This window comes from Streptomyces sp. NPDC051913 (assembly GCF_044593635.1).
GTDB lineage: Bacteria > Actinomycetota > Actinomycetes > Streptomycetales > Streptomycetaceae > Streptomyces.
The window spans coordinates 156,848-172,441 of record NZ_JBIUCI010000014.1 but is presented as its reverse complement, the minus strand read 5'-3'; the positions used below and the strand labels follow the sequence as shown (position 1 = coordinate 172,441).

The 15,594-nt window shown below is 68.6% G+C and carries 15 protein-coding genes and 2 pseudogenes; 8 read left to right on the top strand and 9 right to left on the bottom strand.

Features of this window, described 5'->3' with window-relative positions; genetic code table 11:
* Positions 1-288: 288 nt before the first annotated feature.
* Positions 289-1,197: a helix-turn-helix transcriptional regulator gene (locus tag ACIHIX_RS34715; protein WP_399963258.1), complete on the bottom strand. Its 909-nt coding sequence runs from the start codon at positions 1,195-1,197 to the stop codon at positions 289-291.
* Between the two features lie 147 nt (positions 1,198-1,344).
* Here ACIHIX_RS34715 and ACIHIX_RS34710 point away from each other — a divergent pair, with 147 nt between their 5' ends.
* On the top strand, positions 1,345-2,226 hold the full coding sequence (locus ACIHIX_RS34710; protein WP_399963256.1) for an aldo/keto reductase: 882 nt from the start codon (positions 1,345-1,347) through the stop codon (positions 2,224-2,226).
* A gap of 261 nt (positions 2,227-2,487) precedes the next feature.
* Positions 2,488-2,649 (top strand): annotated as a pseudogene (locus ACIHIX_RS34705) (IS5/IS1182 family transposase); the annotation flags it as partial.
* Between the two features lie 124 nt (positions 2,650-2,773).
* On the opposite strand, the gene ACIHIX_RS34700 reads toward ACIHIX_RS34705, so the two are convergent.
* Positions 2,774-3,481, bottom strand: a complete 708-nt coding sequence (locus tag ACIHIX_RS34700; protein ID WP_399963254.1) for an SDR family NAD(P)-dependent oxidoreductase — start codon at positions 3,479-3,481, stop codon at positions 2,774-2,776.
* A gap of 511 nt (positions 3,482-3,992) precedes the next feature.
* On the opposite strand from ACIHIX_RS34700, the gene ACIHIX_RS34695 reads away from it, so the two are divergent.
* Together ACIHIX_RS34695 and ACIHIX_RS34690 are read left to right on the top strand one after the other, a co-directional pair.
* Positions 3,993-4,298: a hypothetical protein gene (locus ACIHIX_RS34695; protein WP_399963252.1), complete on the top strand. Its 306-nt coding sequence runs from the start codon at positions 3,993-3,995 to the stop codon at positions 4,296-4,298.
* Between the two features lie 201 nt (positions 4,299-4,499).
* Positions 4,500-4,736, top strand: coding sequence for a hypothetical protein (locus ACIHIX_RS34690; protein WP_399963250.1), 237 nt, complete (start codon positions 4,500-4,502; stop codon positions 4,734-4,736).
* Positions 4,737-4,762: 26 nt separating this feature from the next.
* Here ACIHIX_RS34690 and ACIHIX_RS34685 read toward each other — a convergent pair whose 3' ends face one another.
* The 4 genes from ACIHIX_RS34685 to ACIHIX_RS34670 form a co-directional block, all read right to left on the bottom strand.
* Positions 4,763-5,197 (bottom strand): hypothetical protein, encoded by a 435-nt coding sequence (locus ACIHIX_RS34685; protein ID WP_399963248.1) that lies wholly within the window; start codon positions 5,195-5,197, stop codon positions 4,763-4,765.
* 277 nt (positions 5,198-5,474) lie between these two features.
* Complete coding sequence (locus tag ACIHIX_RS34680) at positions 5,475-5,972, bottom strand: inositol monophosphatase family protein (RefSeq protein WP_399963456.1); 498 nt, start codon at positions 5,970-5,972, stop codon at positions 5,475-5,477.
* A gap of 38 nt (positions 5,973-6,010) precedes the next feature.
* Positions 6,011-6,253 carry a hypothetical protein gene (locus tag ACIHIX_RS34675; RefSeq protein WP_399963246.1) on the bottom strand — a complete coding sequence of 81 codons (243 nt, stop codon included), beginning with the start codon at positions 6,251-6,253 and terminating at the stop codon, positions 6,011-6,013.
* A 122-nt stretch (positions 6,254-6,375) separates the two neighbouring features.
* Entirely contained in the window at positions 6,376-6,963 is a 588-nt protein-coding gene (locus tag ACIHIX_RS34670; RefSeq protein WP_399963244.1) for an NADPH-dependent F420 reductase, read from the bottom strand.
* 134 nt (positions 6,964-7,097) lie between these two features.
* On the opposite strand from ACIHIX_RS34670, the pseudogene istA reads away from it, so the two are divergent.
* The 4 genes and pseudogenes from istA to ACIHIX_RS34650 all read left to right on the top strand — a co-directional run.
* Positions 7,098-8,487, top strand: a pseudogene (istA, locus tag ACIHIX_RS34665) (IS21 family transposase); the annotation flags it as partial.
* Between the two features lie 352 nt (positions 8,488-8,839).
* Positions 8,840-9,610 carry an IclR family transcriptional regulator gene (locus ACIHIX_RS34660; protein WP_399963242.1) on the top strand — a complete coding sequence of 257 codons (771 nt, stop codon included), beginning with the start codon at positions 8,840-8,842 and terminating at the stop codon, positions 9,608-9,610.
* Between the two features lie 138 nt (positions 9,611-9,748).
* Positions 9,749-10,705 (top strand): PDR/VanB family oxidoreductase, encoded by a 957-nt coding sequence (locus ACIHIX_RS34655; RefSeq protein ID WP_399963454.1) that lies wholly within the window; start codon positions 9,749-9,751, stop codon positions 10,703-10,705.
* A 97-nt stretch (positions 10,706-10,802) separates the two neighbouring features.
* The gene (locus ACIHIX_RS34650) at positions 10,803-12,020 is read left to right on the top strand and encodes a cytochrome P450 (protein ID WP_399963240.1); all 1,218 of its coding nucleotides are present in this window, start codon (positions 10,803-10,805) and stop codon (positions 12,018-12,020) included.
* Between the two features lie 1,091 nt (positions 12,021-13,111).
* Here ACIHIX_RS34650 and ACIHIX_RS34645 read toward each other — a convergent pair.
* The 3 genes from ACIHIX_RS34645 to ACIHIX_RS34635 form a co-directional block, all read right to left on the bottom strand.
* Positions 13,112-13,414, bottom strand: a complete 303-nt coding sequence (locus ACIHIX_RS34645) for a hypothetical protein (protein WP_399963238.1) — start codon at positions 13,412-13,414, stop codon at positions 13,112-13,114.
* A 232-nt stretch (positions 13,415-13,646) separates the two neighbouring features.
* The gene (locus ACIHIX_RS34640; protein ID WP_399963236.1) at positions 13,647-14,054 is read right to left on the bottom strand and encodes a lipocalin-like domain-containing protein; all 408 of its coding nucleotides are present in this window, start codon (positions 14,052-14,054) and stop codon (positions 13,647-13,649) included.
* Positions 14,039-15,592 carry a bifunctional 3-(3-hydroxy-phenyl)propionate/3-hydroxycinnamic acid hydroxylase gene (locus ACIHIX_RS34635; RefSeq protein ID WP_399963452.1) on the bottom strand — a complete coding sequence of 518 codons (1,554 nt, stop codon included), beginning with the start codon at positions 15,590-15,592 and terminating at the stop codon, positions 14,039-14,041. The genes ACIHIX_RS34640 and ACIHIX_RS34635 overlap by 16 nt, the downstream gene beginning before the upstream one ends.
* Positions 15,593-15,594 lie beyond the last annotated feature (2 nt).

Here is a 15,594-nt window from a genome sequence, read left to right as displayed (position 1 = left end):
CGAGTCTCGATGTGACGCTCCAAAGGGCATAGCAGTCGATGCCGACTCCGGCCAGGGAGGCCACTTCCTCGCGGCGCAGTCCGGCCGTGCGGCACAGCCCGCTGCTGGGCGACAGCCCCGCATCCTCGGTGGTCACCTGGGCGCGCCGGGCCCGGAGGGATCGCCCCAGTTCACTGCACCTGTCCATGCACTGTTCCTCGCTCCTCGTACATGTCAGTCCCGCAGCGCCGCACCCCGGAAACACGGCTGGCGGGGCGCCGTGTCACACCACGCAATGCCACTTCGCTGTCAGGGTCCGGACGGCGCAGGGGGCGACGGCTGGGGGGAGATATCGGGTTCGACGGACGACCCTGGGGTGGCGATCCAGCTGCGCAGCAGGGCGAGGGCGTCGGCCGATGGAGTGCCCGGGTCGGCGAGGTAGGTGACGATCCGCACGTCGGGGGCCGAGCCCAGGGCGAGGGTCTCGTAGGCGACGGTGAGCTCGCCGACCACGGGGTGGCGAATCGCTTTCGTTCCTGCCGCATGGACGGTCACCGTGTGGCCTGCCCACCAGGCACGGAACTCGGTGCTGTGGGTGGCGAGTTCACCGACCAGGGCCATCAGGGCGGGATCGGAGGGGTCGCGGCCGGCGAGCAGGCGCAGCGCCGACACGACATGGTGGGCGTCGCTCTCCCAGTCGACGTAGAAGTCGCGTGCGCGCTCATCTCGGAAGAGGTAGCGCGTGTGGTTGAGCGGCTGATCGTTGTCCGGGAACAGGTGCGGGAAGAGCGCTCGTCCCAGGGCGTTGGCCGCGAGCACGTCGCCGAGGGGGCCGAGGACGATCGTCGGCACGTCGGACATGGTGTTGATCAGTTGCGCCACCCGCTGCGGCAGCCGAACCGGCCGGGGCTTGGTACGGCGTGTCCGGGTGCCGTCGGAGGCCGCACGGGCGAGGTCGAACAGGTGCTGAGTCTCCGCGTCGTCCATGCGCAGGGTGCGGGCCAGCGAGCGCAGTACGCCCTCGGAAACGCCGCGCAGATTCCCGCGTTCCATGCGGGTGTAGTACGCCGTACTGACTCCGGCAAGCTGAGCGACCTCCTCGCGGCGCAGGCCCGGGACACGGCGCTCGCCGCCGAAGACGGTCACGCCGGCTTCCTCAGGGGTGAGGCGGGCGCGCATCTCGGTCAGGAACTGCTGCACGTCGCGGGCAAGGCTCATGCTGCCAACGTAACGCGCGAGGTCCCGGGCGTGGGGGTGGCTGTCAGTGACCCCCAGGGCAGCGTGGTGCCTACATCCGAGGGATGCTCGGCGGGGGATAACGGCAGTGACTCTCACTCCCGCCGTCCGCGCGCCTACGGTCGAAGCATGTCCAAGAACACGATCACTGTGAACAACGGTGTTGAGATGCCCGCGCTCGGGCTCGGCGTCTTCCAGACCCCGCCCGACGTCACGTCCGCCGCCGTCGCCGAAGCCCTGCGGGTCGGTTACCGGCACGTGGACACGGCCGCCGCATACGGCAACGAGCGTGAGGTCGGCGAGGGCATCCGCCGCTCCGGCCTCGCCCGCGACGAGGTGTTCATCGAGACGAAGATCTGGATCACCGACTACGGCTACGACGCCACGCTGCACTCCTTCGACAAGAGCGCCGGCAAGCTCGGCGTCGACCGGCTCGACCTGCTCCTCCTCCACCAGCCGCTGCCCACGGCCTTCGACCGCACCCTCGACGCCTACCGGGCGCTGGAGAAGCTCCTGGCGGACGGCAAGGTCCGCGCCATCGGCGTCAGCAACTTCATGCCCGAGCACCTCGACCGCCTCCTGAAGGAGACGTCCGTCGTACCGGCGGTGAACCAGATCGAGGTCCATCCCTACTTCCAGCAGACGTCACTGCAGGATGTGCACGCCGAGCACGGCATCCTGACGCAGGCGTGGTCGCCCATCGGCGGCATCACCTCCTACCGCGGCGGCGACAAGAGCACCTTCGACGACCCCACGCTGCAGGAGATCGCCGGGCAGCACGGAAAGTCGGCCGCCCAGGTGATGCTGCGCTGGCACCTTCAGGAAGGGCGCTCGGCAATCCCGAAGTCGACCAAGCCCGCCCGCATCGCCGAGAACTTCGACGTCTTCGACTTCGAGCTCACCGCCGAGCAGCTCGCCGCGATCAACGCGCTCGACACCGGGGTGCGCGGTGGGCCCGAGCCGGCCGCCATCACCCTGGAGGGCTACGGCGTCGAGATCCCAGAGGCCTGAGAGGACGTTCACGTCACTTTTGTTCCATTCATGCAGGATCACTCCTGCCGGAATTTAGGTCGTACAGGCGAAACAAGTGGTTTGCGGCCTCGGTCACGCCGGGGCTGATCTCACATTTCGCCATGTTTCAGGCCGATAGCTCCTGTCTGGTTCTCATACCTTCCACGGGACGGCTTTTGCCTCTGCCCGATGCTCGCTGGGCATTGTTCGAGCCAACGTTGACGGCCTGGCCGGCCGAGCGACAGAAGACCTCGCTCAACCGTCGTTCCACGGAACGAGCAGGTCAAAGGCTTTTCCGTGATCCCACGGCGCTGGGTCGTGAAACGGAATCTCGAGTGCATGATGCACCGTCGCCTCGCCCGCTACTACGAGGCCAAACCGGCGCACTCCGGGAGCTTGATCCGCCTCGCCATGATCTCCAACCGGCAAGCAGGACCCCACGCCCCGCAGGAAATGATGCTCCACAACGGCCCACTTGCCGCTGGTCGCGCCGCGGCAGTGGCTCACCGCGACGCGACCCGGCTTGAACGAAGCAGTCAGCACGGCATCAGCCGCGGGGGAAGCCGTTCTCGTCGAGCTTGAAGACGAGTTCGGCTTCGTCGCGCTTGGTGGTGTGCAAATCCCAGTACAGGGGGGTGATCTGCTCGGGCTGAGCAGGCTCGATACCGGGGATGACCGACACGCCGATCGCCGTGTCGATACCGATGTGGGCGGCCTGAATGCCCGTACCTGCGTCGGCGAGCTCCTTGTGGAGGTTCATCACCCAGTTCCGCAGCGCCGCAGCGGCGGCGTTGACATTGGCGACCCTCGGGTCGGGCCAGATCGATCCGGCACCCGTGGTGTACAGCAGGGTGCCGGCCCCGGCTTCCCGCATCGCGGGCAGCACCGCCTTCGTAGCGGCAATGGCCCCGTACAGCTGGACGTTCATCTCGTACTCGACGTCCGACGGCTCGGTGGTGGCCGGAGCAGTCAGCGTGGTGATGCCGAACGTCCCCACCGGGGAGTACTCCAGGACGTCGATCCGGCCGAACCTGGCAGCCGCCTCCGCCAAGGCGTGGGTGAGCCCGGCGCGGTCCAGCACGTTCGCGGGGAACGCGGCGGCAGTGATGCCCTCGGCACCGAGCTTGCCGACGAGATCATCCAGCTTCTCCCGGTTACGGGAGATCAGGGCGACGTCGAAGCCCTGGGAACCGAAGATGCGGGCAATGGCCAGACCCATCTGAGGGCCGGCGCCGACGATGGCAAGAGTGGGCACAGCAAGTCCTTTCGCAAGAACATCATGGGAAACGGTGTTGTCCAGCGATGCAGTGATCGGGTCGGCGGGGCCGACACCGCACTCCACATCCGGATAGCCCTATCCATTTCAAGATCCGGATAGGGCTTTCCGGGTCACTGCAACGACAGTACCACCAAAAATGGATAGGGCGATCCGATTGCTCGACTGGTCGGCATGCCGCCTGCCTCCCAGCCCCCGACACCGCCGCCCAGCGACGCCGAGCGCAACCGGGAGCGGGTCATCGCCGCCGCGCGCACAGCGTTTCGCGCGTGACGGCCTCGGCGCCTCCATGGCCTCCCTAGTCACGAGGCAGGCGTCGGCATCGCCATCATGTTCCGCCGCTTCCCCACCAAGCAGGGGCCGGTCGCCTCGCCGCGGTCTTCGCCGAACGCATGGACGCCGACAACGCCTCTTCGACACCGTCGCCGCCGCTCTCGACGACCCCGATCCCTGTCACGGATTTGCCGACTACGTCGAGGTCGCCTATGCGATGCAGGCGGCCGTCAGTGGCTTCGCCGACGTCCTGACCACGTCCTTCCCTACGGCCAAGGCCATGGAACAGCGTCGCGATGAGGCCTATGCAGGAATAGTCGAGCTCATCAGCCGCGCCAAGGCCACCGGCCGCCTCCGCGAGGACTTCGACCCATCGGACCTGGTGCTGATCCACATGGCCAGCGCCGGCGTCGTCAGTGCCACTGGCGACGCCCCCCTCGATGCCTGGCGTCGCGTCATCGCCCTACTCATGCAATCCCTCGAAGCTCCAACCAGGGCCCCTGCCCGCTTCACCAGGACATGACGCGCTCCACCTGGCCATCCGCCGCGCCGCTCCGAAGGAGCTCGCCGAGCCGGAGCCAGACGCGAGCAATCGCTCCCAGAACTGAAGCCGCCACAGCCAATGACGTGTCGGCAAGTCACGGATCGGGGCGAGTGCCGATGACAGATGCCGGCTGTCTCAGGTGTCTGCGAGCCGCCCCAGTCGGCAATCACACTGGAGGCCGTGACCGGGAGCAAACCGTGGGCCGCCATCACGTCGTGCCGGTTCGCGCCTTTCGACATCATCATCGGCAATGGGGTGTCCACGGTCACCGCCGTTGCGCATGACGGGCAGTTCGCCGTCGTCCCTTACCGCCCGCGCCCGCTCGAGTTCGTTTCGGGCTCCTCTACCCGTGGCATCCCGGCCAGTAACGGGCCGAACCATGTGGGGCAGCCAACGTCGCCCTGCCGCATTTCCTGACGGGGTGACACCAGGTATCCGGGAATTCAGCTGAGGCTGACGGCCAGGGCCTTTCCTCGGTGCAGCTGACCGACCCGCGCCTGCTTACTGGCATACGGCCGCAGGAGCGCAGGAGCGGTCAGAGCGATGGTGTCGTCGGCCACCGAGCCTTCAGGGGCGGAGGTGAACTCGGTCTCTCCCCGTACACGTACTCCTCCACGACCGTCCACCTCCATGATGAATCGCCTTCCCTTCTCCTCGCTTCGGACACGGACCTTGAGGGCACTGTGGAAGTGCCATCCGAGGGCAGGCAGTCGCTCGACCGCGGTGTATGCGGTGGCGCCTTCCTCCTCGCGAATGTCTCGGACGGCAATCACAAATCCGTTGAGCTCGACGTAGCTGGATGGTTTCATCAGATATGAAACCGCCGCTTCGGGCGTTGCAGGAACGGTGAATTGGTGCCGCAATACAACACTCTTCACGCCTACACCTTTCCGTTTCGTTGATCATCGACGCGATTCGCGTCGTGAATCAATGAGGCTTGCCTCGTTTGACTTCTTCCGCATACGAGGTGCAATGTCATGGGCCGCCACGATCAGCGGCCGTCCGGTACACCGGGAACAGCAACGCCAATTCGCTTGAAACCCCAGAAGGCTTTCGCTTTGCACCGATCTGTACTCGAGGGATGCCGCAGAGATGTGCGGCACGCTCGCCCATCGCCGGGCGATGATTCAGCGTTCCCTCCTGGCGGCGAGGGGTTCAGGCGGTGAGGACCTCGAGCGCGGCGGCGTGCACTCCAGGTGCGGCGGCCAGATAACTCTCCGAGGCGATCGTCCACGGCTTGCCGTCGAGGTCGGTGACCACCCCGCCGGCCTCCAGCACCAGCAGCACACCGCCGGCGTGGGCGCGGACGTTGTCGAACTGCCAGTGCAGATCCATCCTCCCCGCCGCGACCTGGGCGAGCTGGTGGCTGACCGGCACCGAGACCCGGACGTAGAGCGCGGCCTTGGACATCATGGCGAACGAGGCGCCCACGCGGTCGGCCAGGGCGACGGTCGTGCCGGGCTGCGCCTGGCCGGTTCCGGTGAGCGCGCCCTCGAGTGACTGCTTGTCCGAAACCCGCAGGGGCACTCCGTTGAGAAAGGCACCACCGCCCTCGGTGGCGGTGAACATCTCGTCCAGCAGCGGGAAATACAGCACCCCGAGCACCGGGCGGCCGTCCCGGATCAGACTGACCCCGATGTTCCAGTCGGTCATTCCGTGCACGGCGTTGAGGTTTCCTCCCACTGGATCGATCAGCCACCAGCGCCCTCGGGCAGCGGGCCGGAGCCGTGCTCGTCGTTGAGCCAACGCGCCTCGGGGAGGATGTCGGCCAGCGCGGATTCCAGCACGTCGACGACGGTCAGGTCGTTGGCGTGAAGATCGGTGAGCATGTCGGGCAGCCCCGGCTGGCGAGCGGCGGTGGAATAGCGCTTGAGCAGCCGGGCGCCCGCCTGGCGGACGGCGGCGGCCGTGGCGCGCAACAAATCCTGAGACATGCGTATCTCCGCAATGGATTGCCAAAAGGTAGCGGTCGGCGACTTCGTCGGCGCGGTGGTCGTCCTGCGTGGTTGCTGTCCTTCGGTGTTGGCACGGGGACATGGGTCCCCGGGCGGCGAAGTCAGCGTGCGAGGGAGACGGCGAACGGGGTGAAGCCGTTGCGGCCGATGATGTGCGGCACGACGAGGATCATGGCTTCGGTGGCGCGGGCGGTGGTGATGTCGCCGAGGTCCTCGATCCAGGCGGGATCCCATCCCAGGTCGTCGAGGAGACCGGTGACGGTCTTCTTGGCCTGCTCGTCGTTGCCGGAAAGGTAGGCCGTGGGCGCGGTGGACAGCTTTCCCGGGGCAGTCATGACCATGAACAGCATCGTGTTGAGGGTCTTGACGACGTGCGTGTCAGGCAGGGCGTGCTGGAGCCGCTCGGCGAGGCTTGAGCCGGAGTAGATGAGGTTGGCGGGCAGTCCGTCCGGTCCGTCGGTGGTGGCGTTGGAGACGTCGACGAGGATCGTGTCGCGCAGTTCCTCGCGCAGCGCGGTGAGACGCTCCAGCGAGCCGGCGCCCGGGGTGGCGTTGATGACGATCTGGGCTGTGCGGGCGGCGGCGCCCGGCGCGCGGTCCGCCACGGTCACCTCATGCCCTGCCCGGGTGAGGGCTTGGGCGAGGTTGCTGCCGACGCGGCCGTTTCCGAGAACTGCGATCGTGCTCATGATGATGTTGTCGGCGTACACACGATCGTCCTCGGTCGCGTACGAGTGAAAAGGGACGCTTGATGGTGCGGTGAATCGTGGTGCACGGCACTCTGCTGCTCGTCCGGTGAAGGGTGGCGGAGGGCGGTGACGCGGTGGTTTTGGACCCGCAGCGCTGGCTGGAACTGCGGCGGTTCCGTGCTCTGGTCGAGTCAGGAGCGGTCAGTCTGACCGAGGTGGCCAAGGAGACTGGGCTGGACCGTAAGACGGTCCGCAAGTATCTGTCGAGCACGGCGGCGTCGGTGCCGCCGAGACGGACGTCGAATGGCCGGCCCCGGAAGAAGGTGGTCGACGAGGTCGCCCCGTTGATCGACGCGATGCTGCGGGCAGAGATCCTCATCAAGGGCGCCGTGGTGCACGAGCGTCTGGTGAAGGAGTACGGCTCGACGATCAACTATCAGCGGGTCAAGCTCTATCTGCAGGAGGCCCGGCCGCGGATCGCGGGTGAACTGGGCATCGAGCCGCGGGAGTTGGCGGGTATGCACCGCCGCTTCGAGGTGGTTCCCGGGGCCCAGGCTCAGGTCGACTGGGGCGATGAAGGCAAGATCCTCGCCCACCTGGGAATCTCGAAGGTCTACTCGTTCCATATGGTGCTGTCGTATTCGCGCGACCCGTTCTGCTGCTTCACCACGAGCCAGGACCTGCAGACCTTCTTCGACTGCCACCGGCGGGCATTTGCGCACTTCGGCGGGGTGCCGATGTCGATCGTCTACGACCGGACCAAGACCGTCGTGCGCCGGCACGTCGCCCCGGGCGAGGCGGTGCCGCTGCATCCGGAAGCGGTCGGCTTCGCCGGCCACTACGACTTCGACATCGACGTGCTGGCCTCCTACCGGCCCACCGGGAAGGGCCGGGTCGAACGCCAGGTGTTGATCGTGCGTGATCACGTGCTGGCCGGGCGGGCGTTCTCCTCGCTCGAGGAACTGGATGCCGCCTTCATGGCGTGGGTGCCGCAGCGACGCGCCCGCACCCACGCCACCCACCACGAGGTCATCGGACACCGCGCCGCCCGGGATCACGCCGCCCTCAAGCCGTTGCCACCCTAGCCCTATCTGGTGGCCGAGCGGCATCTGCGGCCGGTCGGCAAGGACTGCCTGGTCGCGTTCGGCGGAAACCTCTACTCGGTGCCCGCCCGCAAGGTCCGCCCGCGTCAGCTGGTCGAGATCCGGGCGACGAAATCCCAGGTCATGCTGCACACAACCGTCCCCGATGCCAGCGGCGAGACCCTGCTGTCCAGCCATCCGCGCGCGGTCGGCCGCGGCGTGGTTGTCAAGCAGGACGAGCACTGGGACGGCCTGCCGACCGGCAAGGAACCGCCGCACCACGACGGGCGACGGGCCGCCACCACCGCGGAGCGAGTCCTCCGCGTCCGGTCGCATCGGGCCGTTGCAGGCCCTGTTGAACCGGGCCGCTGCAACCCAGATCGAGGTCGGGAGGCGGCCGCTGTCGGTCTATGACGAACTGACCGGCACCCGGCCCTTCACTCCCGTGCTCCCGTGCTCCCGTGCTCCCGTGCTCCCGTGCTCCCGTGCTCCCGTGCTCCCGTGCTCCCGTGCTCCCGTGCTCCCGTGCTCCCGTGCTCCCGCCGATGGTTCATCTGTGTTACAGCCGGTTCGAATCCGCGGCACCGCCGCATCGCCTTGATCGAGGCGCGTCCTGCGCGGATGCTGACAACCATCGCTGCGGTGCGGGTGGTGGAGCCACCGTACGATGCGGTGCCGCGAGGGGAGGGCGCTGTCATGGCATCCGGTCCATGCCCATGACACGGCGCACATGCGGCTGAGTGAGGCCACGCGGGTCGGGGCACGGCCGCCCCGTACAAGCGAGGAGTTACAGGATGAAGGCACCTCACCAGGAGTCGGTCCTGTCCCGTGCCGCGCGGATCCTGGAGGCGTTCAGCCAGGAGGAGCCGGCGCTGACCGTCTCCGAGATCGCGCGCCGTACGGGGCTGCACGTGGCCACGGCCTCCCGGCTCGTGGGCGAGCTGGTCGCCCACGGCTTCCTGGGCCGCGACGACGATCGCCGGGTGCGGATCGGTGTCCGGCTCTGGGAACTCGCCGTCCGGGCCTCGCCCGTGCTGTCCCTGCGGGAGGTTGCGATGCCGTTCATGGAGGGCGTGCACGACGTGGTGGGCCACCATGTGCAGCTGAGTGTCCTCGACGGTGACGAGGTGCTGTTCCTCGAACGCCTCTCGGCGCCGAACGCGGTGGTCAACTACACACGGATCGCCGGGCGTCTACCGCTGTACGCCTCCTCCAGCGGCCTCGTCCTTCTGGCCCACGGCCCGGCAGACCTGAGGGAACGGCTGCTGGCAGGCCCGCTCACCGCCTACACGCCGACGACCCCGGCCACGCCGAGCCGGCTGCGGGCGGTCCTGGCCGACGTCCGGAAGCAGGGGTACGCCTACTGCCCCGGCTATGTCCACGAGGACGCCCTCGGTGTGGCCGCCCCGGTGCGTGGTGCGGACGGCAGGGTGCTGGCGGCGCTGTCGGTCATCGTCCCCAATGACGCGGGCGCCCAGGCGGTCGTTCCCGTCGTGCGGACGGCCGCGCGAGGCGTGGCCCGTGCGCTCGGCGCGCCCACCGGACGAGAGGGGCCCGCTGTGTGACGGCAATGTGACATCGGTGCGAAAAGCGTCTCTCACTCAGTGAGAATGCCGTCGCGCCGTACCGGCGGCCACGCGCATCCTTCCTGCATTCCCCAGACGGGAGGCGACAACGTGGTCGTACACAACCTGCTGCCCGCAATGCCCCGATCCGGCCCCACCCTCTCCTTGCGGGTCCGTGCCAAGGACGTCGTCGCGGACGGCGTCGTGTCCCTCGCGCTCGACCATCCCGACGGTGTCCGCCTGCCGGACTGGACGCCGGGGGCGCACATCGATCTCGTGCTGCCGGACGGGACGACCCGGCAGTACTCCCTGTGCGGTGACCGGTGGGACCCGCACTGTTTCCGCATTGCCGTCCTGCGTGAGTCCGCCGGGCGCGGTGGGTCGGCGTATGTGCACGACCGGCTCGTGCCCGGTGACGGGGTGAGCGTCGGCGGGGTGCACAACCATTTCCCCCTGGTGCCGGCCGACCGCTACCTGTTCATCGCGGGCGGCATCGGGATCACCCCGCTGCTGCCGATGATCCAGCAGGCAGAACTGGTCGGCGCGGAGTGGGAGTTGCTCTATGGGGGCCGTACTCGCGCCTCGATGGCGTTCCGCGCGGACCTCACGCACGCCTACGGCGAGCGGGTGCACATCAGGCCCCAGGACGAGTGCGGCCTGCTCGATCTGGCCGCGTGGCCGGGCGAGCCGCTGCCCGGTATCAAGGTGTACTGCTGCGGGCCGGCTCCTCTCCTGGCGGCCGTCCAGCAGGTGTGCGCCCACTGGCCCGACCACAGCCTGCGTACCGAGCGCTTCACCGCCGCCGACCAGTCCGAGCCCACGCGCAGCACGCCCTTCGAGGTGGAACTGCGGCGCACCGGCCGTACGGTGACCGTCGCCCCGGACGTGTCCGTGCTGCACGCCGTGCGCCGGGCCGGTGCCGAGGTGCTGTCCTCCTGCGAGCAGGGCACGTGCGGCACCTGTCTCGTCCCGGTGCTGGAGGGCACGCCCGACCACCGGGACGCGGTGCTGGCCGACCACGAACGTGCGGCGGGCGACTGCATGCTGCCCTGCGTGTCCCGCTCGCACTCCGACCGTCTGGTCCTGGACCTCTGACCGTCCGGTGACCGGTATCGAACCGCGCCGCGCCGTCGGACTTCCGAGCCACGTCGCCTTGAACCCCCTCGCCTCAGCCACATCTCATGGAGCCGCCATGACCGAGACAGCCGCCGTTCCCACGTCGCCGCCGATCAGCGACGCAGACCCGTTCGCCGCCGAGCACCTGGAACACCCCGAGCCCCTGCACCGACAGCTGCGCCAAGCCGGCCCCGTCGTCCGCCTGTCGCGTTACGGCGTCCACGCCCTGGCCCGCTACCAAGAGGTGTACGCCGCCCTCGTCGACTGGCAGACCTTTCAGTCCGGCGCCGGAGTGGGACTGGCCAACTTCCGTCATGAAAGGCCGTGGCGCCCGCCGAGTTTGCTGCTGGAGGCCGACCCGCCCCACCACGACGCGCCGCGCCGCGTGCTGCGCGACATCCTCGCCCCGCTCACCCTGCGCCGGCTGCAGGAGACGTGGCAGGCGGTGGCCGAGGAACTCGTCGCGACCGTACTGGCCGAGCACGGGAGGGAGTTCGACGCCTTCGAGGCGCTGGCGGCGGCGTTCCCCTTGCGTGTCTTCCCCGACGCCGTCGGCCTCGGCCCGCACGGGCGGGAGAACCTGCTGCCCTACGGCAACATGGCCTTCAACGCCTTCGGGCCGCGCAACGCCCTTGTCGAGGCCGACGCGCACCGCGTCGGCGCGCTGTCGGACTGGGTGAACGCCCAGTGCGCCCGTGAGGCGCTGAGCGAGGACGGCTTCGGCGCCCGGATATGGGCCGCTGCCGAGCGCGGTGACCTCACCCATGCGCAGGCGCCCCTGGTCGTGCGGTCGCTGCTCACCGCCGGTGTCGACACCACCGTGCACGGACTGGCTGCCGCGCTGTACGCCTTCGCCACGCACCCGCAGGAGTGGCAGCGGCTGCGTGAGCGCCCCGAGCTGGCGCGGGTGGCGTTCGACGAGGCGGTGCGATGGCAGTCGCCGGTGCAGACGTTCTTCCGTACCGCCACGACCGATGTCGACATCGCGGGTACCCGCATCTCCGCAGGCGGCAAGATCCTCATGTTCCTCGGCTCAGCCAACCGCGACCCAGACCGCTGGGCCGACCCCGACCGCTTTGACCTCACCCGCGATCCCTCCGGCCACGTCGGTTTCGGCATGGGTATCCACCAGTGCGTCGGCCAGCACGTCGCCCGCCTTGAAGCGGAGGCCCTGCTGACCGCCCTCGCCCGCCGCGTCGGACAGCTGGAGCTGGCCGGCGAGCCGAGGCGGCACCTCAACAACACCCTGCGCTCGTGGTCTTCGCTGCCAGTGCGCGTCCTGCCAGCCAGTTGACCCCGACTCCGGCCCCCGCCCCGGGGCGTAGGCGGATAACCGGATCAGTCTCGCCGAGCGCGGGAAGGTTGCCCTGCCGTCCATCTCACCTATGGGCCACGCATCTGATCTGGTTGCCAGTCGCCCCAAGGACGATGGGGCTAATCCTGCGAGGGGACACGAGCGGAGATCTCGCGGACCATCCGGTCAGCCCGTCCGGCCAGGGGACCGCCTTTCCGGACTACCTCTCGGAGCAGGTCACGCCCGCAGGTGGTGGGAGCTGTGCTGGGAGCTCACCGACGCGATGAGTATCGCTCTGGAGCATCAGTGGCGCTGGGACATCAGCTGCCAGCTCCATGAGCTGGCTCTGGATGCGGCCGACCGCCTGGGGGATGGCGGGGCCCGTGCCGCGCTGCTGCGCAACCTCGGCGAAGCCTTACGTGACGGCGGCAGTGACGTGGGCAGGGCTGCAGAGTGCTTCAGCGAATCGATCGCTCTCTTCCACAGCTCGGGCGACGCACACGGCGAAAGCGACGCCCTGGGCAACCTGGGAATCCTGCAACGCCAGCAGGGCGAGCTGCAGAAAGCGGCGCGAACGCTCACCGCGGCCGAGAGTCTCTTCAGGGCCCTGCCGCTGGAACGCGGACTGGCCTGGACCCTGCGGGAAAAGGCGGTGATCAGCCGGCATCACCCTCACTACAGTGAAGCCCTCGCCCAACTCGACCAATCACAGGCCCTGTTCGCAGCCAACGAGGAAACCCGCGGTGTCGGCTGGATCCTGCGCACCCGCGCCGACACCGAGAAAGAGAGCACGGTGGGCGGTTGCCCGCTCCCCCGCCGCTGGTACACAGGCCCCTGGCCCGGGCGCCCCGTCATAAGCCGTCCCGCACAGGATCCCCGGTGGGCCGCGGCCCACACCCACTACGAGCACGCTGGCCAACTCCTGCACGCCGTCCAGGACCACCGCGGGCACACCTGGACCACCCTGGGGCTGGCCGATATGGCGCTCTACGAGGGCGACCCCACCGCCGCCGAAATGATCAGCCGCGCGCTCCAGGAGACCGACGCCTGCGGCGACCACCGAGGCGAGGGCACTGACCCTGCAAGCCCTGCTACACGCCGAGGCACATCGCCTCAGCGACGCCATCACGCTGGCAGAGCAAGCCCTCACCGGCCCTCGCGACCACGTCGGCGCCGCTCAGACCAGCTTCCTCCTTGCCCGCCTCTACGGCGCCGCCGGCCGGCAGCAGGACGTCCTCCACACCCTCCAGGAGTCCCGAACCCATTACCGCGCCGCCGGCATGCCCTTCCCCGATCTTGCCGACACCGAGCTCTGCAGGACACTCAACCGCCGCGCGCCCCGCGCCCATCGCTTCCGCCGCCATCAGTGATCCCTGCGGGTTGACGATCCGCATGAGGAACCCCCGCGGTCGGCGGAACGGACCCGGCTGGTGAGGCGGTCCCTGCTGCCGATCGAAACACTGCCTGGACGGACTCGCGTCAGGCGCTGGTCGGCATGTCCACGAACTGGGTCGGTCGTCTCGTTCACAGGGCCATGCTTGGCCAGGGCAGGGCTGTCAGGGTTTGACGCGGCTGCGACGGCGAGGACTGCCAGGCCCAGGAGCACAGGTTCGGTGAGGCGAGAGGTCATCTCGATTGCGCCACAGCCCTTGTCAGCCGCCCTGCTCGCGACCGCACCCACCTGAGCTCGATACGGGGTCGGCCTGGCTGATCGCTGGCCAGCACGAGTCGATCACTTCCGTCAAAGCGCACGAAGCGAACCTGATCCCCGGTGAAGGGCGGGGCGCCGACTCTTACGTGATGACACACGACGATGCCGTCGGTGCTCACCTCGCCAGCGTAGTTCACCGCGGGGGCATCGCCGCAGGCCAGAATGACGACCGCCATGAAGCCTTCCGCGGTGTAGATCAACTGCCCGTTGGGCTGCTGTCCGTACGGCTCTCTGGATGTTCCCTCGCTGCTGTACTCGGTGACTCCCGCGAGGGTCCAGGTACCGACCAGATGATCCAATTCGTCATTCACTGTCTCGTCCAATCCTCTGCTCCCTGGAGTTCTGCGACCAGTGACGGCAGTTGATCGACCGTCGGGACGCTGCCGAAGGTGTAGCCGTGCGGTCGGGTGGACACGGCCTCGGCGCCGGGGAGCCAGTTGGCAAGCCGTCCGTCCGAGTCCCGGGGCGCTCCCGGCGCAGCCCCGTCGAGAGGCACCGCGTATCCGCCGATCCACTTCGGAAAGGCCAGCTGATCTGTCGGCAGGATCGCCTCCGGGTCGCCCACTGTTGTCAGCACACCGAAGCCCGTCCCCAGGGCCTCGTCCGCCAAAGCCGTTCCCCACGGCCCGTCGAGACGGGCCTGCACCGCCGGAGAGCCCGCGAGTCGGGCGTCGTCGGAGCTGTGGCAGAGGCCTGCTCCGATACCCGGCATCCGCGGCAACGACGGCGCCCGGCCCGAACGCATCGCGGCGTCGCGTGCCGCGGCCGCCCCCGGGTCGAGCAGACAGCACACCCTGCCCATCGCCATGGCCGACTGGACGACGGCCATGTTCTGGGTGAAACACTCGGAGTGGTAGGTGTCCAGCAGCGCGTCGGACGCACGGCCACGCAGGACGACCTCGAGCTTCCAGGAGAGGTTCGCCGCGTCCCGCAGACCGCTGCACATGCCTTCGCCGATGAACGGGGGCATCTGGTGTGCCGCGTCACCGGCCAGCAGTACTCGTCCCTCGCGCATGGTAGCGGCGAGCAGCAAGCGGAACGCGTAGGCGGTGTGCCAGATCAGAATGCCCTGGTCCCGGCGACAGTGCGGAGCGAGAAGCTCCCGGATCCGGTCCTCGTTGCCGACGAAGTCCTCGGCACGCTCGTCTTCCAGGAGCACGAACTCCCAGCGCCGGTGGGTGCACCCGTTGGGTGCGATGGTCGTGGGACGGGTGCAGTCGCAGTACTGGACCATCTGCAGCTGCTCGAACTCCGGCATGTCGTGCGGACGCACGTCGGCGACGATCCACCGCTCGGAGAAGCCGAGGTCGACGCGTTCGATCCCACAGGTCCGCCGGACGAAGAAGTTGGCGCCGTCGGTTCCCACGACATAGCGCGCGGAGACCGACCTGGGCTGATCAGCGGGGTCGGGGGCCTTGCCCTCGCCCGGCCGGCGGCCCACCACGAGCTCGGCCCACCCGTCGTGCAGCACCAGTGCCTCGGCGGCCCATCCGCGTTCCACGGTCGCGGAGGCCGCGGCCCGGGCCGCACGGTCGAGGGCGCCGTCCAGGACGGGCTGGTAGAAGGCGTAGGACCTGGCCCAGCCGGACTGGTGCCCACCACCGTCGCCGGGAACGCCCGCGAGATCGATCACGGGCTTGCCGTCCGTACCCCACATTTGCGCGTGTGCGACTCGGAGAATCTCGTGCTCGACCTCCCCGACGATGCCGAGCCACTGGAAGGTCCGCATGGCCTCGCCGTCGAAGCGCACCACCCTGGGCGGACTGTAGATTCCCTGATGCTGTTCAAAGACCACCGCATGATGGCCCGCACGTCCCAGGAGAGCACTCAGCAGCTGGCCGACGGGGCCGAAGCCCACGATGG